Source organism: Rhizomonospora bruguierae (assembly GCF_018397995.1).
Taxonomy (GTDB): Bacteria; Actinomycetota; Actinomycetes; order Mycobacteriales; family Micromonosporaceae; genus Rhizomonospora; species Rhizomonospora bruguierae.
On sequence record NZ_BBQH01000011.1, the window covers coordinates 91497 to 111267 of the forward strand.

Genomic DNA, 19771 nt, shown 5'->3' on the forward strand with positions numbered 1-19771 from the left:
CGATCACACAATCCGAACATGAGGAGGCTCTCGGATGCTGACCGCCGAGCAGGCACGCACACCGTCACCCGGGCTGCTGAAGGTTCTGCACGGCGCCGTCGACCTCCACTGCCACTCCGGCCCGAGCCCGTTCCCCCGCCGGTTCGACCACGTCGAAGCCTCGTACGAGGGCGCGCGGATCAACATGCGGGCGATCCTGTGCAAGTCGCACCACCACAACACCGTCATGGACCTGCTGGCCATGCGCACCCCGCTGGCGGACGCCCCGACGCCGATGTACGGCGGGGTCGCGCTCAACTCCGAGGTCGGCGGGATCAACCCCTCCGCCGTCGCGGTGGCCATCACCATGGGCGGGCGCTGCGTGTGGGGCCCCACCGTGTCGGCCGCCCAGCACATCCACGCGCACAGCCACGACGACGGCTTCCCGAGCGCGACCGGCAACCTGTACGAGAAGGAGGTGTCCATCTTCGACGCCTCCGGAGCCGTCTCCGCGGAGACCGACCTGGTCACCCGCCTGGTCGCCGAGGCCGGAATCCTGCTGACCGGGGGCCACCTCGACGGCGAGTCGATGAAGGCGTTCTTCAAGACGGCCAGCGCCAACGGCGTCAAGCGGATCCTGTTGCACCACCCGGACTTCATCGTCAACGCCTCCGACGCCGACATCGAGGAGATGCTGGGCTACGGCGCGTTCGTCGAGCACGAGCTGTCGATGTACCACCCCGCGGTGCCGGCGCCCGGCTTCAAGATCGAGCGGCTGGTGAACTGGATCCGGAAGATCGGCCCGGAGCGGACGGTCATCAACTCCGACCTCGGGCAGCAGGGCAACCCGCTGCCGGTGGACGCCTACCTCCTGATCGTGCAGCAGCTGCTCGACCACGGCATCTCCGCGGCCGACGTGCGCCAGATGATCTGCCGCAACACGGCCTTCCTGCTCGGCCTGGAAGAGACGAACTGATGCGCGGGGCCGACAAGGTCATCATCACCACGGCGGTGACGGGCTCCGTCCACGTCCCCTCCCAGAGCCCCCACCTGCCGCTCTCGGCCGACCAGGTGGTGCGGGCCGCCCTCGGGGCGGTCGAGGCCGGATCGGCCATCGTGCACCTGCACGCCCGGCACCCCGACGGCCGGCCGGCGTTCGAGCCCGAGGTCTTCGAGCAGATCATCCCGCGGATCACCGAGCGCACCGACGCCGTCATCAACATCACCACCGGCGGCTCGTCGGCGATGTCGATGGAGCAGCGGCTGGCCGCCGCCGTGCGGTTCCGGCCCGAGCTGGCATCGATGAACATGGGCTCGATGAACTTCGTGTACTCCGACATCGCCGACCGGGTGACCGACTGGAAGTACGCGTGGGAAGAGCCGTACGTGCGCAACACCTACGCCCACCCGTTCGTCAACACCTTCGACCGGATCGAGCACACCCTGCGCACGCTCGGTGAGGTCGGCACCCGGTTCGAGTACGAGTGCTACGACATCGGGCACCTGTACTCGCTGGCCTACTTCGTCGACAAGGGCCTGGCCACGCCGCCCCTGCTGATCCAGGGCGTGTTCGGCATCCTGGGCGGCATCGGCGCGGACCACGAGAACCTCGAGCACATGGTGCGGATCGCCGACAAGCTGTTCGGCGACGACTACTCGTTCTCCGCGTTCGCCGCCGGGCGGGCCCAGATGCGGTTCGGCACGCACAGCGCCTGGCTCGGCGGGCACGTGCGGGTCGGGCTCGAGGACAGCCTGTGGATCGGCAAGGGGCGCCTCGCCGAGAGCAACGCCCAGCAGGTCACCAAGATCCGGAACGTCATCGAGGACCTGGGCAAGGAAATCGCCACACCAGCCGATGCCCGCGCCATGCTCGCGCTGCGCGGCGCCGAGGGCATCGCGGCCACAGACGGGAGCGCGCTCGCATGACCACGTACGCGGCAGACGACATCCGGTCGCAGTTGGCGGCCCCGACACCCGCCCGGGCGGTGGACCCGGCCACGCCCATCAAACCCTCGCAGTGGATCGAGTTCCACCACCTCCCCCCGTCCGAGGTCGCCCCGAACGGCAGCCGGACCTGGATCGCCCGGGCGGCCAACCTGGTGCTCGCCTACACCGAGGCCAGGGCCGGGGACGTGTTCGCCCGCACCGGCCAGCCGGACGAGTACACGGTGCTGATGTACTCCGACAGCGCTCCGGTGACCGTGACCGGCGGCGGCCGCACGGAGTCCGTCGCCGAGGAGTCCTTCGTGGTCGTACCGCCGGGCGACAGCGAGATCCGGGTCGACGGCGACGGGACCCTCATCCGGCTGTTCTCGGCCCGGGCCGACGACCTGCGCGAGGGCGCGCTCAACGCCGGCGCGTACGCCGAGCCGGACCAGCGGGCGGCGCCGCTGGAGCCGTGGCCGGACCCGGTCGGCGGGTTCGCGCTGCGCGTCTACCGGCTGGCCGACACGCCGATCGCCCCGGGCCGGTTCGGGCGCATCTTCCGCACGACCAACCTGATGGTGAACTTCCTCGCCGAGGAGCCGGGTCCGCGCGACGTCCACAAGCTCTCGCCGCACCACCACGACGACTTCGAGCAGATCTCGCTGGCCGTCAAGGGCCGCTTCAAGCACCACATCCGCTACCCGTGGGGCCCGGACTCGACCCGGTGGCGGGCCGACGAGAACCGCGAGATCGCCACCCCGTCGATCTGCGTCATCCCGCCACCGACCGTCCACACCACCCAGGGCATCGGCGGCCATCAGCAGTTGATCGACATCTTCTCCCCGCCGCGGGCGGACTTCTCCGCCTCCGGGTGGGTCCTCAACGCCGACGACTACCCGGCCGGATGACCGGCCCGCTCGCGGGGCGCAGCCTCCTGCGCGCCGCCCTGGCCGGCCCGGACGCCCCGGCCCTGGGGACGTGGGTCAAGCTGCCGGCGATGGAGGCCATGGAACTGGTCGCCCTGGCCGGCTTCGACTTCGCCGTCATCGATCTGGAGCACTCACCGATCGACCTGGAGACGGCGTACCGGCTCATCGGAACCGCGTTGTTCACCGGGGTCGCGCCGCTGGTGCGGGTCCCCGGCCTCGACCCGGGGCTCATCCAGCGGGTGCTCGACGCCGGGGCCGAGGGGATCATGGTGCCGCACGTCGACACCGTGGAGCAGGCCCGGACGGCGGTGTCGGCGGTCCGCTTCCCGCCGCTGGGGTCCCGGGGCATGGGCTCCACCAGCCGGGCCGGTGCCTGGGGTGCCCGCTCGCGCGAGGAGTACCTGCGTTACGGCCAGGAAGAGGTCGTGCTCATCGCCCAGATCGAGAGCGCGACCGGCGTCGCCAACGCGGGCCGGGTCGCCGCGGTGCCGGGGGTGGACGCGTTGCTGGTCGGCGTCGCCGACCTGTCGGTCAGCATGGGGCGGACCGAGCAGGATCCGGCCGTCGCCGAACTGGTCGCCCGTGCCGTCGGCCACGCCCGTGCGGCCGGCAAGCCGATCGGCGCCGCCCGTGGTGCCGAGGTCGCCGGCGTCCGCGCGGCCGTCGACGCCGGCTTCACGTTCGTCATGGTGAGTAACGACGCGAGCCTGCTGGGAGCCGCCGCGAAGAGCGCGGTCGAGGCCGCCCGGTCAGTACGGTTCGCCGACAGGAGGGGCTGACAACCAGATGCCTGACCCACAGATCAGCCGGCCGCTGCTGGCCGGCAAGGTCGTCCTCGTCGTTGGGGCCAGCGCCGGGATCGGGGCGGACGCCGCCCGCGTGCTCGCCGCCGACGGTGCCTCGCTGATGCTCGTCGCCCGGTCCGAGGGACCGCTCGCGGCGGTCGCCAAGGAGCTCGAGTCGGCCGGGCACGACGTCGCGTACACCACCGGCGACGTGGCGAACGCGGCCGACGTGGCCCGGTTCGTCGACGCGACGGTCGAGCGGTTCGGCCGGCTCGACGGGGCGTTCAACAACGCGGCGATGACCCAGGCCGGCCGGCTGGACGCCGTCTGCGAACCGGACTTCGACCGCATCATGGCGGTCAACGTGAAGGGCACCTGGCTGTGCATCCGGGAGGAGGTGCGGGTCATGCTGCCCAACGGTGCCGGCGCGATCGTCAACGTGAGCAGCATCGGCGGGCTGCGCGGCAGTTCGGGGATGGGCGCGTACCAGGCCAGCAAGCACGCCGTGATCGGCCTGACCCGCACCGCCGCCCACGACGTCGGCCCGCTCGGCATCCGGGTCAACGTGGTCGCTCCCGGGCCGACCGAGACGCCGATGCTCGAGCAGACCCGGCTCGCGATCCCCGGCGGGGTGGAGGCCCGCATCGCGGCAACGCCGTTGCGCAAGGCGGGCACCGGGGCCGAGGTCGGCAACGCGGTCGCGTTCCTGCTCAGCGACCGGGCCAGTCACCTCAGCGGGGTCATCCTCCCGGTCGACGGTGGGTTCGTTGCCTGAGCAGCCACGCGCCGCGCTCGGCGCCACGGGAACCCTGCGGCTGCCCGCACGGGTGCACTTCGGCTACGGCGTGCGGGCCCAGTTGCCCGAGGTCGTGCGGGTACACGGCCGGCGGGTGCTGGCCGTGCTCGACCCGTTCCTCACCCGGACCCCCTACCTGCCCGACACGGTGGGCGCGCTGACCTCCGCCGGGCTCGACGTGCGGGTCTACTCCGACATCACGCCGGAGCTGCCGGTCGACACGCTCGACGCCGCCGCCACGGTCGCCCGCGAGTACGGGGCGGACGTGATCCTGGCGATCGGTGGGGGCAGCGCCCTCGACGCGGCCAAGCTGATCGCGCTGCTGTCCACGCACGGCGGTCCGCTCAACCGGTACTACGGCGAGAACCTGGTGCCCGGCCCGGTGGTGCCGGTCGTGGCGGTGCCGACCACGGCCGGGACCGGCTCGGAGGTGACGCCGGTCGCGGTGGTCACCGACCCGGCCCGGGAGCTCAAGGTGGGCGTCTCCAGCCCGTTCCTGGTGCCGGCCGCGGCGGTCGTCGACCCGGAGCTCACCCTCGGCTCGCCGGCCACGGTGACCGCGTACTCGGGCATCGACGCGCTGGTGCACGCGGCCGAGTCGTACACGGCCCGCGAGTTCGAGCTGGACTGGTCGGCCGCCCTGCCGGTGTTCACCGGACGCAACGCCCTCATCGAGCCGATCGCGCTGCGGGCCGCGCGCCACCTGGGTCCGTGGCTCAAGGTCGCCGTCCGGGAGCCGGCCAACCGCCGGGCCCGGCACGAGGTGGCGATGGGGTCGCTGCTGGGCGGGATCGCGTTCGGCTCGACCGGAACCCACCTGTGCCACGCCTTGCAGTATCCGATCGGGGCGCTGACCAAGACCCCGCACGGTCTCGGCACCGGCCTCATGCTGCCCTACGTCCTCGACGCGATCAGCGCCGAGGACGGGATTGCCGAGCGGGTGGCGGCCATCGGGGCCGCGCTCGACGGGATCCCGGTCACCCGGTCCTCGCCCGGGCGGACGGTGGCCCGGGTCGCCGAGCTCATCCGGGCGATCGGCGTGCCGGCGACGCTGGCCGAGATCGGGGTCACCCGCGAGCAGCTACCGCAGATCGCCGACCTGGCGTTGAAGTCGGCGCGGCTCATCGCGATCGCCCCGATCGAGCCGACCCGGGAGCGGCTGCTCGACATCCTGAACCGGGCCCGGCACGGAGTTCTCACCGATCGGAGGGTCGCTTGAACCTGCTGACAGACCTGTTCATCGACGGGCGGTGGCGGCCCGGCTCGGCCGGCCGCCGCTTCGACGTCATCGACCCGGCCGACTCTTCGACGATCGGCCGCTTCGCGATCGCGACCGAGCGGGACTGCCTGGACGCGGTCGACGCGGCGGCCGCCGCCCAGCCCGGATGGGCGGCCACCGCTGCGCGCGAGCGCAGCGAGCTGCTGCGCGCGGCGTACGAGATCCTCACCGACGAGCTCGAGGTGTTCGCGGAGATCATGGTCCGCGAGAACGGCAAGTCGTGGGCGGACGCCATCGGGGAAGCCACCTACGCCAAGGAGTTCTTCCGCTGGTTCGCCGAGGAGGCGGTGCGGGTGCCGGGCGACTACCGGCTCTCCCCGTCCGGCGACAAGCGCATCATCGTGGACCGGCAACCGATCGGCGTGTCGCTGCTCATCACCCCCTGGAACTTCCCGGCCGCGATGGCCACGCGCAAGCTCGGCCCGGCGCTGGCCGCCGGCTGCACCACGATCCTCAAACCGGCCCGGGAGACGCCGCTCACCGCGGCGTACGTCGTCGAGGTGCTGCGCCGGGTCGGCGTACCGCCCGGCGTGGTCAACCTGGTCACCCCGGTGCCGACCGGTCCGCTGGTCAAGCTGATGCTCGACCGGCCCGAGGTCCGCAAGCTCTCGTTCACCGGCTCCACCGAGGTCGGGCGGGACCTGTTGCACGCGTGCGCCGACACCGTGGTGAGCGCGTCGATGGAGCTCGGCGGGAACGCCCCGCTCATCGTGCTGCCGGGAGCCGACCTGGACGAGGCGGTCGCCGGTGCGCTGCTGGCGAAGATGCGCAACGGGGGCTCGGCGTGCACCGCGGCCAACCGGTTCTACGTGCACAGTTCGATACACGACGAGTTCGTTCGCCGGATGGATGCCGCGCTGGCCGAGGTGTCGGTCGGTTCGGGGCTGGACCGCTCGAACGACCTCGGTGCCCTGGTCTCCGTGGCCGAGCGCGACAAGATCGCGTCCCTTGTGGACGCGGCGGTGGTCGACGGGGCGACGGTGGTGCGGGGCGGCCGGGCGTCGGCCGAGGGCGCGTTCTACGACGCGACGCTGCTCACCGACGTCCGGCACGGCTCGACCATCAACGTCACGGAGATCTTCGGACCGGTCACCGCGGTGGTCCGGTTCGACCACGTCGACGAGGCCGTCCGGATGGCCAACGACACCGTGTACGGGCTGATGGCGTACGTGTTCGGCGAGGAGCGGGAGGCCATCGGCGTCGCCCGCCGCCTCGAGGCCGGAATGGTGGCCGTGAACCGGGGCGTGGTCAGTGACCCGGCCGCCCCGTTCGGCGGCGTCAAACAGAGCGGTCTCGGCCGCGAAGGCAGTTCGGAAGGCATCCTGGAATTTCTCGAGGAGAAGTACATCGCACTGACCGCGTGACAATTTAACGCGCCGCCTTTCGCCATTTCACGCCACCGGATGGCGGGCGTAGCTGTGCCTTTTCCTGCCCGGAACATTGCCGGCCAGGCGGATCCCGTCCGCCCTGGCCGGCCCTCTTCGTTGTGGGCACGGCGCCCGCGCTCGGCGATGTTCATCTACTGAAATACGTCTACCGCTATGCGAACATTTCCAGTACGTTTCCAGCATCGCCTCCACCTTCCAGAGATGGCGATGTCCCGGTCCCCATCACATTCACGCGGAACGGCTTCCGCACACGACGGGAAAGAGAAGGGGATACATCCATGAAACTAGCGAGAGGAGCGGCGGCGCTTGCCCTGGTCGCCGCGCTAGGTCTGAGCTTGCAAGCGCCGCCGAAACCGGCGGCCGCGGCCGCGGCGGCGGCCCCGACGATCAGCGAGTTGGCCCGCGATCTGGAGCGGGTCGAGTCGCTGCGTGAGATCAAGGATGTCCAGCGCACGTACGCGCACTTAGCCCAGTTCGGGCGGTGGGCGGACATGGCGGCGCTGTTCGCCGACGACGGCGCCCTGCAGTGGGGGACGTCGGGCCTCGACGCCGGCCCGCCGGTGGTCGGGCGGGCGGCCATCAAGACGTGGCTGGAGACCGACGCCGGCGCCATGGACGGCATCAAGCCGGGCTCGCTGCACACGGTCATCATCGACGAGCCCCTGATCAACCTCTCGGTCGACGGCCGGAGCGCGAAGGGCCGCTGGAACGGGCTGCGCTTCCTCGGCGACGGCCAGGGCCAGGCCCGGATCGAGGGCGGCATCTACGAGAACCAGTACGTCCTCGACGGCGACCAGTGGCGGATCTCGCTGCTGCGCTACTACCCGCTCTACGCCGGCACGTACGCCGACGGCTGGCGCAACGTCGGCGGTTCGCTGCCGATCGTTCCCTACCACTTCACGCCCGACGAGGCCGGCATCCCGATCCCGCCGGCCGAGGGCGCCGCTCCGGCCACCACGGCGACCGTCGCTCAGGTGGCGAACCGGATCGACCGCCTCAACAACGAGGACGAGGTCCGCAACCTCCAGCACGCCTACGGCTACTACGTGGACGAGCGCATGTGGACGGACGTGGTCGACCTGTTCACCGCCGACGCCACGCTCGGCATCGACAACGTCGGGGTCTACCACGGCCCGGCCGGCGTCCGCCGGGCGATGGAGCGGATGGGGCCGGAGAACCTCGCGCAGGGCATCCTCAACAACCGCATCCAGTTCGACACGATCGTCGACGTGAACCCGAACGGGCGGGAGGCGACCGCCCGCGGGATCGAGCTCGCGATGGTGGGCGACGCCAACACCCGGGCGGCGTCCTGGGAGTTCACGGTCTTCCGCAACCGCTTCGTCAAGGAGAACGGGCTGTGGAAGATCAAGGACATGAACCTCACCCCGCTGGTCATCGCCGACTACGCGACCGGGTGGGGTAACGGCGGTACCGCGCCGGCGGCGACCGGCGTGCCAGCCTTCCTGGACGTCGACGGGCGCAGCTCCCAGCCGGTGCCCGGCATCGCCTCGACCACCGACCCGACCGACCTCAAGCGGCGCCTGGGCCGCTCGTCGGCCTTCGACGGCGCCGAGAACGTCTCGATGGCCTACTCCGCCTACCTGGACGACCTGCGCATCCTGGAAATGTCACAGATCCACGCGGCGGCCGGCCACAAGCTGTCGCCGTTCGCCGGCTGGTTCCAGGGCCCGGCGCGCATCCTGCAGGCCGGGGTCACGGTCTACGGGACCAACCCGCCGACGGTACGCGGCAGCCTGTCCATGCACTGGCGCCCGCAGCCGGTGGTCTCGGTGTCGCAGGACGGCCGGTCGGCCACGCTGCGCGCCCGCCTGTTGCAGCCGCGCACGTCGAACACCTCCGCCGGCACCTTCAACGGCGCCATGTACAACGACGAGTTCGTCCTGGAGAACGGCATCTGGCGGATCTGGAGCCTGACCATCGACGAGTTCTACTGGCAGTCGGTCAACTGGGCCGGCGGCTGGGCGGCGGCCAACCCGCGTGACCCCAGCCTGCCCGACCCGGGGCCGAGCTCGCTGGTCACCCTGTATCCCCCGGACGTCCTGCTCAGCGCCGTGGGCGAGCGGTCCCGGGGCTTCCAGGGCGGCTCCCCCCGCTACATCGCCTGGCCCGGCATCGTGCCGATGTGGTTCCACTACCGCAACCCGGTCAGCGGGCGCCTGCCCACCTACTACTGGCCCGATTGCGCACCGTGCGCCGTGCGGCCCGACTGGAAGCTGACCGCGCACGGCTACCAGAAGCCGCCGACCGGCCCATCCCTGGTGACGGCGACGTCGGCCCCGACCGGCTGGGGCACCGCCGCCACCGTGACCGTCACCGTCAGCGCGGGCCCGGATGAACCGCTGACCGGTCCGATCCGGCTCGGCGAGGGCACCACGACCCTCGGCACCGGCACGCTCACCAACGGCAAGGCCACCATCACCCTCCCGGCCGGCCTGCCCGGCGGCACCCACACGGTGACCGTGTCCTACCCCGGCAGCGACAGTCTCGCTCCGGGCCAGACGACGGTGACCGTCACGGTGAACCTCCCGGCCAGCTGGAAGGCGTCCACCACCTACGACACGGGTGACCAGGTGACGCACAACGGGAAGGTCTACGTAGCCGGCTGGTACAGCAAGAACCAGGCTCCAGGGGACCCCTACGGCGCCTGGCAGGAACTGGCCATGACCCTGGACGGCACCACCGTCTGGACCCCGTCACGCGTATTTGACACCGGCGACCGGGTCACCCACGACGGCCAGCTCTACGAGGCCAAGTGGTGGACCCGCAACCAGCAACCAGGCGACCAGTACGGCCCCTGGAAGCCCATCTCCTGACACCACCTGACAACCACCGCGCGGCCCGGGATCCAGGCGGATCCCGGGCCGCGCCCGTGGCTGGAGTGACGGCGGTCCGGGCGTCACCCGAACGGCGTAGGCCGATCATCCATAACGCCCGGGTATGAGCGGAAGCTCAGGTTTACCCCGGTACGCGCCTCGGTACCCCGGCGGGGTTCACGCCCATCAACGAGCCTGGCCGACGCGGGGACACGCCGCCCGACGCCGGAAGGGACGCCAGGATGCGCGACGCGCACCCCTACCTTCCCCAGCCGCCGAACGAGCACGAGAAGTACGGCTACTTCACCGAGCGCCGTGGGGGCGCCGGTCGGTGGCTGCTCGGCTGGCTGCTGGTGGCCGCCCTCGCCGTGGCGTACGGCTACCTGCGGGTCGCCACCGAGGCCCCGTGGACCACACCCGCGTTGCTCCTCCTCCCCCTGGTGATGCTGCCGGTGGCGCTCGGCGCCGGGCTGGTGGCGCACCGGCCCCGCACCGGACTGGGCCGCCACCGCGTGATCCTGGCCGGATATCGGTGGGACACGGCGGACACGGTGGACATCTGGGTGCCGGCCGACGGCGAACCGCTCGCGGCGCTGCGCAACACCTGCCGGGCGGTCGCGGACCTCCGCTGGCACGCGCCGATCATGCGGTACCTGCTGGACGACGGCCCCGTGCGGCCCGAGGTGGAACGGCTGGCGCTGGAGCACGGGTTCGTCTACGTGCGCCGCCGGGAGCCGGCGCCCGGTGGCCCGATCCGCGAGGGCGAGCGCGGCTGGCTGGGCCGGACCGGCAACCTGATCAACGGGTTCGACGCCTCGATGGGCCGGTACGGCGTGGTGTTCGACGCCGGCGTGGCGCCCCGCCCGGACTTCCTCTGGGAGACGGTTCCGTACCTCCAGGTGTACCGGCGCACCGCGGTGGTCCAGACGGCGCCGCGCTGCGGCGTGGATCCCTGGCTGAACTACGCGCAGCGGGCGGCCGGCACCCTTCAGGAGTTCTTCTTCAAGTGGCTCCAGCCCGCCCGGGACGGGTGGCGGGCGGCGACCCCGGTCGGCACCAACGTGGTGTACCGGCGGGAGGCGGTACGCGCGGTCGGCGGCTTCGCCCGGGTACCGCAGGGCGAGGACGTGACCACCGCCGTGCTGCTGCCCGCCGGCGGCTGGGAGACCCGGTACGTGCCGCTGGTGCTGGCCAAGGGGGTGGCGCCGGACAGCTGGCCGGAGATCGCCGACGAGCGGACGCGGCGGTGCCGGGCGGCGCTGCTGCTGACCACCGACAAGCGGTTCCAGCGGACCCGGCTCGGCTGGCGGGCGCGGGCGGCGCACTGGGTCACGTTCCTGTCCTACCTGGCCTCGGCGGGGCTGCTGTTCACCGTGCCGTTCCCGGTGCTGGCCACGGTGTGGGGCTTCCCGGAGCGGGTGCTGCCGGACGCCTACCTGCCGCTGGTACCGGCGATGCTCGCCGCCGTGGCGGCGGTACCGCTGCTGGCCCGGGGCGGCCGACTCGCCGTCCTGCGGCTGTGCCTGATCAACTCGGCCTGCCACGCGGTCGCCCTCGCCGACGCCCTGCGCGCCCGGGTGGGGCAATCGCCGCGGCGGGTGTCCCGCCTGCTGCGCGGCTGGATCGTGGTGACCCAGGTCGCGCTCTGGACGGGAATCGCGGTCCGGCTGCCCGAACACGGCCCCGGCCCGCTGTGGGGCGCCATCGTGCTGGCCGGGATCCAGCTCTACGTCGTCGCGCCGCTACTCGCCCCCGCGCACGGCATCCGGCCCGCGACGGCGCCCGCCCACGAGACGGCCGAGCCCATCACCGTCCCCCTGCCCCAGCTCGCCCTGACCGGCGGGCGGCCGGCGTGAGACGCCCGCGCGTCCTCGCTTGGCAGGAGGCCGTCGACACGGGCGCGCACCCCACGCCCGAGGACGAGACCGTCGTGCTGGCCCGGTTCGCCGACTGGCCGGCGGCGGTGACCGCGACGGCACCGGGGCAGACGCGGGTGGACCCGCCGGTCCGGGTGCTGCCGGGCCGGCACGCGGCGCCGCCGCGCCTGCCCGTCCGGGTGCGCCGGTGGCTGGCCCGGGCGGGGGTGGCCGCGCCGCCCGCGCTGCTGGTCCTGGTGCTGGGCCTCGTCGGCCTCGACCAGCGGCGCATGTGGGGCGACGAGTACGCCAGCTGGTACGCGGCCACGCTGCCCTGGCACGGGCTGGCCCAACTGCTCGACCACGTGGACCGGGCGCTCACCGAGTACTACGCGTTCATGCACGTGTGGATCTCCGTGGCCGGCGACTCGCCCAGCGTGCTGCGGCTGCCCTCGGTGGTCGGGATGGCCGGCGCGGCCGGGCTCACCGCGCTGCTCGGGCGCCGGCTCGCCGGCACGCCGGCCGGCCTGCTCGCCGGCGGCATCTTCGCGCTGCTGCCCACCACCACCCGGTACGCGCAGGAGACCCGCCCGTACGCGTTCGTCATCGCCGGCGCCTTGCTGGCCACCCTGCTGCTCCTGCGGGCGATCGACCGACCGGTGTGGCCGCGCTGGATCGCGTACGCGATCGGCATGGTCGTACTCGGCTGGCTGCACCTGGTGGCGCTGCTGCTCGTCGCCGGCCACGCCGCGTTCGTCTGGCGGGCCTACCGCGCCGCGGACCGGGACGTGCGCCTGTGGAAGTTCCTCGGCGCGCTGGCGCTGGTCTTCGCCGCGGCGACCCCGCTCGCGGTGTCCGCGCACGGGCAGGCCGACGCGATCGGCTGGATCCGCGCCGACCCCGGGACCGTCCGGGACACGCCCGGGATGCTGTTCGGCACCGGGAGCCTCGCCCTGCTGATCGTCGGGCTCGGCCTGCTCGCCCCGCTGGTCGCCGCCGGCCACGCCCGCCGCGCCACGCTCCCGCTCGCCGCCTGGGCGGTACTGCCGCCGCTGCTCACCTACGTCACGTTCCCGCTGCTGCACCTGTTCCTGTACCGGTACGTGCTGTTCACGCTGCCCGCGTGGTCGCTGCTCGCCGCGATGACGGTGGTGGCGGCGGGCCGCCTGCCTTCGGCGCCCGCGGCCGGGCGGCGGGCGCTGCTGGTCGCCGCCGCCGCGGCGGTGACCCTGGCGCTGGTCGTCCGGTTCGCCGCGCCCGGCCAGGAACGGCTGCGCAGCCCGGTGCCGGCCGGGGAACCCGACCTGCACGGCGCCGCCGCCATCGTGGCCGCCGACCAGCACCCCGGCGACGCCATCTCGTTCGGCGGCACGTTCCGCCACCCGCGCACCCCGTTCCGGTACGAGTTGCGCGGGCCCCACCCGGCCGACGTGTTCCTCGCGCCGCCCGGACCGGCCATCACCGGATACCAGATGGGCGAATGCCCCGACCCGGTGCCGTGCCTCGGCGACCACCGCCGGCTATGGCTGGTCACCACGACGTTCTCCCAGGACCCGTTCGCGGACATGCCCGGCCCCCGCTCGGTGCTGCTGCGCCGGGACTTCACGATCGTGGCCGACCACCGGCTCCGGGGGGTGCGGGTGCTGCTGCTGGTGCGTGCCGGTCGCGGAACGCCGTAGCCCGCGTTACGTCAGCGGGCCCACCGCGGTGACCCGCACCGCGGCCGCGCCGGCCGCGTCCGACTCGGCGAGGTCGATCTCGGCCGCGATGCCCCAGTCCCGATCCCCGGCCGGATCGTCGAAGATCTGCCGGACCGTCCAGGTCGCCGCGCCCTGGTCGATCAGGATCAGCCCCGGGCCGCGCGCCTGGGGGCCGGTCCCGATCCCGTCGTACTCGTCGAAGTACGGTTCCAGCGCCTCGGCCCACGCGTCCGCGTCCCAGCCGTACTCGCCGTCCAGCTCGCCCAGTTCGTCGTACCGGCGCAGCGCGGCGAGTTCGACCCGGCGGAACAGCGCGTTGCGGACCAGTACCCGGAAGGCGCGGACGTTGCGGGTGACGGCGGGCGGCTTCTCGGCCAGGACCGCCGCGGGCTGGTCGGTCGGGTTGCGCAGCCGCTCCCACTCGTCGATGAGGCTGGAGTCCACCTGGCGGACCAGCTCGCCCAGCCACTCGATGAGGTCGCTCAACTCCTCGGTGCGGGCGGTGTCGGGCACCGTCTGGCGCAGCGCCTTGTACGCGTCCGCCAGGTACCGCAGCACCAGGCCCTCGGAGCGGGACAGGCCGTAGAAGCCGACGTACTCGACGAACGTCATCGCCCGCTCGTACATGTCGCGGACCACCGACTTCGGGGACAGCCGGTAGTCGGCTACCCACGGGTGGCCCCGCCGGTACAGTTCGTAGGCGTCCTCGAGCAGGTCGGTCAGCGGCTTCGGGTAGGTGACCGACTCGAGCAGGTCCATCCGGGCCTCGTACTCGACGCCGTCCGCCTTCAGCTGCGCGACCGCCTCGCCGCGCGCCTTGAACTGCTGCTGCGCCAGGATCTGCCGCGGATCGTCCAACGTGGACTCGATCACCGATAGCACGTCCAGCGCGTAGCCGGGCGACTCCCGGTCCAGCAGTTCGATCGCGGCCAGGGCGAACGGCGACAGTGGTTGGTTCAGCGCGAAGTCGAACTGGAGGTCCATGGTGAGCCGGAAGCCGCTGTCCGCGCCGCGCTCCACCACGCCGCCGGCCACCAGGGCCCGGTAGATGGCGAACGCGCGGCGGATGTGGCGCAACTGCGCCGGCCGCTCCTCGTGGTTGTCGGTGAGCAGGTGCCGCATCGCGCCGAACACGTCGCCGCCCCGGGCGATCACGTTCAGCAGCATCGCGTGGCTGACCGCGAAGCTCGACCGCAACGGCTCGGGCTCGGCCGCGACCAGCCGCTCGAAGGTCGGCTGGCCCCAGCCGATCGACCCCTCCGGCGGCTTCTTGCGGACCACCTTGCGGCGCTTCTTCGGGTCGTCGCCCGCCTTCGCGAGCGCGCGCTCGTTCTCGATCACGTGGTCCGGCGCCTGCACCACGACCGTGCCGATCGTGTCGTACCCGGCCCGCCCCGCCCGCCCGGCGATCTGGTGGAACTCGCGGGCCTGCAGCAGCCGCACCCTCGTCCCGTCGTACTTGGACAGCGCGGTGAACAGCACCGTGCGGATCGGGATGTTGATGCCCACGCCGAGCGTGTCCGTCCCGCAGATCACCTTGAGCAGCCCGGCCTGCGCGAGCGTCTCCACCAGCCGCCGGTACTTGGGCAGCATGCCCGCGTGGTGCACCCCGATGCCGTGCCGGACCAGCCGGGACAGCGTCCGGCCGAAGCCGGCGGTGAACCGGAAGTTGCCGATCGTCTCGGCGATCATGTCCTTCTCGGCCCGGGTGCACACGTTCACGCTCATCAGCGCCTGCGCCCGCTCCAGGGCCTGCGCCTGGGTGAAGTGCACCACGTACACCGGCGCCTGCTTCGTGCTGAGCAGTTCCTCCAGCGTCTCGTGCAGCGGCGTCAGCGCGTACGAGAAGATCAGCGGGACCGGGCGCTCGACCGAGCGGACCACGGCGGTGGGGCGGCCGGTACGCCGGGTCAGATCCGCCTCGAACCGGGTGACGTCCCCCAGCGTGGCGGACATGAGCACGAACTGCGCCTGCGGCAGTTCGATCAGCGGGACCTGCCAGGCCCAGCCGCGGTCCGGCTCGGCGTAGAAGTGGAACTCGTCCATGACGACCTGGCCCACGTCCGCCTCGGCGCCCTCGCGCAGCGTGATGTTGGCCAGGATCTCCGCCGTGCAGCAGATGATCGGGGCGTCCTCGTTGACGCTGGCGTCGCCGGTGAGCATCCCGACGTTCTGCGCGCCGAAGATGTCGCACAGGGCGAAGAACTTCTCCGAGACCAGCGCCTTGATCGGCGCGGTGTAGAAGGTGGTCCGCTCCCCGGCCAGCGCGGCGAAGTGCGCGCCGGCCGCCACCAGGCTCTTACCGGAGCCGGTCGGGGTGTTGAGGATCACGTTGGCGCCGGAGACGATCTCGATGAGCGCCTCCTCCTGGTGCGGGTACAGCGTGAACCCCCGCGCCGTCGCCCAACCGGCGAAGGCGTCGAAAACGGTGTCCGGGTCGGTGTTCCCGCGCGGCGGAAGCTGATCGGTAAGCGTCATGGCTGATCCATGGTGCCCGCAGCGGCCACCCGCCCGCCAATCGCCCCGCCGGCCGCCGTCGATGGAACCGGCAGCGGGCGGCGTTCGATCGCGGCGGCCATCACCTCGGGGAACAGATCCGGCGTGCAGGCGAACGCGGGCACACCGAGCGCGGCGAGCGCCGCCGCGTTCTCGTGGTCGTACGAGGGCGCGCCGTCGTCGGAGAGCGCCAGCAGCACGATCACCCGCACGCCGGCGGCGGCCAGGGCGGCCACCCGCTGAAGCAGCTCGGTGCGGTTGCCGCCCTCGTACAGGTCCGTAATCAGCACCAGGACCGTCTCCCGGGGTCGGGTGACCAGGCCCTGCGCGTACCCGACCGCCCGATTGATGTCGGTGCCGCCGCCGAGCTGGGTGCCGAACAGCACCTCCACCGGGTCGGCCAGCTTCTCGGTCAGGTCCACCACGGCGGTGTCGAACACCACCAGCGCGGTGCGCAGCGACCGGACCGACGCCAGCACCGCCGCGAACACCGACGCGTACACCACCGACGCGGCCATCGAGCCGGACTGGTCGACGCACAGCACCACATCCCGGTGCACGGCGGCCCCCCGCCGCCCGTACCCGATCAGCCGCTCGGGAACGACCGTCCGGTACTCGGGCTGGTAGTGCCGCAGGTTGGCGCGGATCGTCCGCTCCCAGTCGATGTCGCTGTGCCGGGGCCTCGCCACCCGGGCGGCCCGGTTCACCGCCCCGTTCACCGCCGCCCGGGTCCGCTGGGCGACCCGCCGTTCCAGGTCCGCCACCACCTTCGCCACCACCGCCCGGGCCGTGCTCTTCGTGCGCTCCGGGAGCACACGGGCCAGGGCGAGCAGCGTGCCGACCAGGTGCACGTCCGGCTCGACCGCCGCCAGCATCTCCGGCTCCAGCAGCAGCCGGGTCAGGTCCAGCCGGTCGATCGCGTCCTGCTGGAGCACCTGCACCACGCTGCTCGGGAAGTACCCGCGGATGTCGCCCAGCCAGCGCGCCACCCGCGGCGCGCTGGCCGCCAGCCCGCCGGAACGCCGCTCGCCGGCCTCCCCCGGCCCGCCCACGCCACCGGCGTCCGCGTCGTACAGGGCGGACAGCGCCTCGTCGATCCGGGCATCCTCGCCGGTCAGGCCCTGCCCGGTACCGTCCGCGTCACCCCCGCCGAGCACCAGCCGCCACCGCCGCAACCGCTCCTCACTCATGCTGCTGCCCCCTTGCCGAGGAGGAGTTCGACGGTCGGCAGGACGAGGGCTCCCCGCTCGGGGTCCACGTCGTCGTCGGGGGCGGCGGTGGGTGGGGAGCCGGGGCGGGCGGCCCGGATCCGCTCCCCCACGGCGCGCCGCTCCGGCTCCGCGAACGTGCCGAACGTGCGCCGCAGCAGCGGCAGGACCTCGGTGAACAGCTCCGCCGGAATCCCGGCCAGCCAGGCGTCGACCAGCGCCAGCAGCCGATCGTCGTGCACCAGCAGCAGGCCGCTGCCGGCCAGGAAGCCCTCCACCCAGGCCGCGGCGCGGGCCGGCGGGACGCCCAGGGTGAGCGCCCGGGCCATCCGCCGGCCGGCGTCGTCCCGGTCCAGCCGGCCGGCATCCAACAGCAGCCGGGAGATCCGGCCGGCGAGCAGACCCGGCAGGTCCGGGCGGTCCACCAGGGCGGCCAGGGTGGCCAGCCAGCGCTCGCGCAGGGCCGGGTCGGCGAGCAGCCCGAGCGCGCCGTCCACCGCGTCGAGCTGGGCCCGGACCTGGCGGGCGGCGGCCTCGTCCAGGCCGGTGACCGCGCCGGCCAGCCCGACGCAGGCGCGCACGACCAGGCCGGTGGTCACCTCGCGCAGCGCCGACAGGTCCGTGCCGCGCACGTCCCCGTACCGCAGCGACCGGGCCAGCGCGGGCAGCGCCGCCATCAGGTGCGTGACGTCGGCGTCCAGCGCGATCCGCTCGTCCAGGGCGCGCAGCACCACCGGCAGGGCCGCCGGCAGGTCGGCCAGCAGGCAGCGCTCGACCAGCGCGGTCACCTCGCCGAGCGAGGTGGCCGCGGCGGCCTCCTCGACCGCCTTGGCCGTGGCCGCCGCCGGCACGGTCGTGCCGTACGGGCTGGCCGCCACCAGGTCGACGGCGAACTCGGGCCGCCAGCGCAGCTCCCAGGACTCCCAGAAGGTGCCCTTGCCCCGGCGCCCCTCGGCGGCCGGCGTACCCCACCCCACCCCGAGCAGCCGCAGCCGGTGCAGCAGGTGGCTGCGCGCCAGGTCGTTCTCCTTGCGCAGGTCCAGATCCTGGATGGACTCCAGCGGGGACGGCGGCAGCCGCAGGCGGCGCTGGCGGGCGGCCACGTCGCGGGCCAGCGGCACGGCCGGCGCGTCGGCCGGCACCGTGCCGAGCCGCTCGCCCACCACCAGCCGCCGGTGCACCAGCCGCAGCCGCAACTCGTCGCCGTCGCAGAGCACCGCGCGGGTCGCCTCGGTCACCTCGGCCAGCCCGGCCAGCGGCCGCGCGCGCAGGGTGGCCAGCGCCTCCGCCAGCCGGACCGCCTCGATCACGTGCGCGCTGGACGGCGTGAACCCCTCCGCCCGCAGCACCCGCGCCACCTCGACCAGCCACCGGGTGACCGGCTCGTCCGGCGCGGTGAACAGATGGTGGTACCAGCCGGGCGAGGCGACGCCGGCGCCGTAGCCGGGCCAGTACACGAGCCGCCCGTGCGTCCACGGCACCCAGGTGACGGCCGCGCGCACCTTCGGCAGCCCCTTGAGGGTGCGGGCGTCCGCGGCGGCGGTCACGGCGCGGGCCAGCGCCGGCACGTGCCAGGCGCCGCAGACGACCGCCACCCGCCGGTACCGCTTGGCCGCCGCGCGGAGGGCGTTGCGCATGACCGCCTCGCGCCGCTCCTCGTCGACCCGGTGCGCCTCGGGCAGCGCGGGCGCGGCGGCGCGGACCTCGGCCATCGCCTCCGCGATCGCCTGGAACGGGGCGAGCGCGGCGCTCAGCTCGTCCTCGCCCGCGGTGGCCTCCTCCAGCCGGTGCTCGATCACGTCCTCCCACCAGCGCTCCGGGTCGTCGTACCCGGCCGCCTCGGCGAGCGCGCCGATCGGGTCGACCCGGCTGGCCGGCACCGCCCGCTCCGCAGCCCCTTCCTCGACGGGCTTCTGTGCGCCCCGCTCGGCGCCGTCCGTGGCGCCCTTCCCGGCGCCCGGCTCCGCGGCCTCCTCCGCGCCCAGCTCGGCGGCCTTCTCCGTGCCTTCCCTGGCGGGCCGCTCCGCGCCTTCCCCGGCACCCTCCTTGGCGGCCGGGTCGGTGGGGTTCTTCGCGGGCTGGTCGGTGGGGTTCTTCGCGGGCTGGTCGGTGGGGTCGCCGAGGGCGAGACGGTTGGCGGCGGGCAGGTCGCAGAAGCGCACCGGCACCCCGGCGTCCACCGCCCAGCGGATCGCCTGCCACTCGGGCGAGAACTCCGCGAACGGCCAGAACACGGCGGACCTGGCGGGAGCCGGCTTACCGGGTGCCGGCCGCCCGGTGTCGGCGTACGCGAGCAGCGCGACCGGTGGGCGCAGCTGCGGCGAGGCGGCGTATGCGACCAGGGAATCCGCCTCGGGCGGCCCCTCGATCAGCACCACCTCCGGCCGGTACGCGGCCAGCGCCCGCCGCACGGCCCGCGCCGAACCCGGCCCGTGGTGCCGGATGCCGAGCAGGACGGTGGCCGGCGCGTCCCGGTCCGGCGGCTCGCCGCTCACAGAGCCAGCCTTTCGCTCGCGACTGCGGTGCTTCCTGCCCGGCCACCGGCCCTCCGGCCCGGCACGCTCCGGGCGCTCCTCGCGCTCACAGAGCCAGCCT

At 73.3% G+C, this 19771-nt stretch carries 13 protein-coding genes; 10 read left to right on the forward strand and 3 right to left on the reverse strand.

Annotation, left to right across the window (positions count from 1 at the left end; genetic code table 11):
* The first annotated feature begins 34 nt into the window (after window positions 1–34).
* The 10 genes from KJS59_RS02380 to KJS59_RS02425 all read left to right on the forward strand — a co-directional run bounded on the left by KJS59_RS02380 (window position 35) and on the right by KJS59_RS02425 (window position 13451).
* Window positions 35–955 (forward strand): DUF6282 family protein, encoded by a 921-nt coding sequence (locus tag KJS59_RS02380; protein ID WP_213450559.1) that lies wholly within the window; start codon window positions 35–37, stop codon window positions 953–955.
* Window positions 955–1905 (forward strand): BKACE family enzyme, encoded by a 951-nt coding sequence (locus tag KJS59_RS02385; RefSeq protein WP_213450560.1) that lies wholly within the window; start codon window positions 955–957, stop codon window positions 1903–1905. Before KJS59_RS02380 ends, KJS59_RS02385 begins: the two co-directional genes overlap by 1 nt.
* A complete protein-coding gene (locus KJS59_RS02390; RefSeq protein WP_213450561.1) occupies window positions 1902–2813 on the forward strand; it encodes a cupin domain-containing protein in 912 nt (303 codons plus the stop codon). The genes KJS59_RS02385 and KJS59_RS02390 overlap by 4 nt, the downstream gene beginning before the upstream one ends.
* Window positions 2810–3613 (forward strand): HpcH/HpaI aldolase family protein, encoded by an 804-nt coding sequence (locus KJS59_RS02395; RefSeq protein WP_213450562.1) that lies wholly within the window; start codon window positions 2810–2812, stop codon window positions 3611–3613. The genes KJS59_RS02390 and KJS59_RS02395 overlap by 4 nt, the downstream gene beginning before the upstream one ends.
* A 7-nt stretch (window positions 3614–3620) precedes the next feature.
* Complete coding sequence (locus KJS59_RS02400; RefSeq protein WP_213450563.1) at window positions 3621–4394, forward strand: SDR family NAD(P)-dependent oxidoreductase; 774 nt, start codon at window positions 3621–3623, stop codon at window positions 4392–4394.
* A complete protein-coding gene (locus KJS59_RS02405; protein WP_213450564.1) occupies window positions 4387–5634 on the forward strand; it encodes an iron-containing alcohol dehydrogenase in 1248 nt (415 codons plus the stop codon). The genes KJS59_RS02400 and KJS59_RS02405 overlap by 8 nt, the downstream gene beginning before the upstream one ends.
* Window positions 5631–7058, forward strand: coding sequence for an NAD-dependent succinate-semialdehyde dehydrogenase (locus KJS59_RS02410; RefSeq protein ID WP_249713807.1), 1428 nt, complete (start codon window positions 5631–5633; stop codon window positions 7056–7058). The genes KJS59_RS02405 and KJS59_RS02410 overlap by 4 nt, the downstream gene beginning before the upstream one ends.
* 302 nt (window positions 7059–7360) lie before the next feature.
* A complete protein-coding gene (locus tag KJS59_RS02415; RefSeq protein ID WP_213450565.1) occupies window positions 7361–9916 on the forward strand; it encodes a nuclear transport factor 2 family protein in 2556 nt (851 codons plus the stop codon).
* Window positions 9917–10158: 242 nt separating this feature from the next.
* Window positions 10159–11772 carry a glycosyltransferase family 2 protein gene (locus tag KJS59_RS02420; protein WP_213450566.1) on the forward strand — a complete coding sequence of 538 codons (1614 nt, stop codon included), beginning with the start codon at window positions 10159–10161 and terminating at the stop codon, window positions 11770–11772.
* The gene (locus KJS59_RS02425) at window positions 11769–13451 is read left to right on the forward strand and encodes a glycosyltransferase family 39 protein (protein WP_213450567.1); all 1683 of its coding nucleotides are present in this window, start codon (window positions 11769–11771) and stop codon (window positions 13449–13451) included. Before KJS59_RS02420 ends, KJS59_RS02425 begins: the two co-directional genes overlap by 4 nt.
* 6 nt (window positions 13452–13457) lie before the next feature.
* On the opposite strand, the gene KJS59_RS02430 is transcribed toward KJS59_RS02425, so the two are convergent.
* From KJS59_RS02430 to KJS59_RS02440, 3 genes are read right to left on the reverse strand one after another with little or no spacing between them, the layout of a single operon-like run.
* Window positions 13458–15950: a DEAD/DEAH box helicase gene (locus KJS59_RS02430; RefSeq protein ID WP_213450568.1), complete on the reverse strand. Its 2493-nt coding sequence runs from the start codon at window positions 15948–15950 to the stop codon at window positions 13458–13460.
* Window positions 15947–17158, reverse strand: a complete 1212-nt coding sequence (locus KJS59_RS02435; RefSeq protein ID WP_213450569.1) for a VWA domain-containing protein — start codon at window positions 17156–17158, stop codon at window positions 15947–15949. The genes KJS59_RS02430 and KJS59_RS02435 overlap by 4 nt, the downstream gene beginning before the upstream one ends.
* Window positions 17155–19671, reverse strand: a complete 2517-nt coding sequence (locus KJS59_RS02440) for a DUF5682 family protein (protein ID WP_249713808.1) — start codon at window positions 19669–19671, stop codon at window positions 17155–17157. The genes KJS59_RS02435 and KJS59_RS02440 overlap by 4 nt, the downstream gene beginning before the upstream one ends.
* Between the last annotated feature and the right edge of the window lie 100 nt (window positions 19672–19771).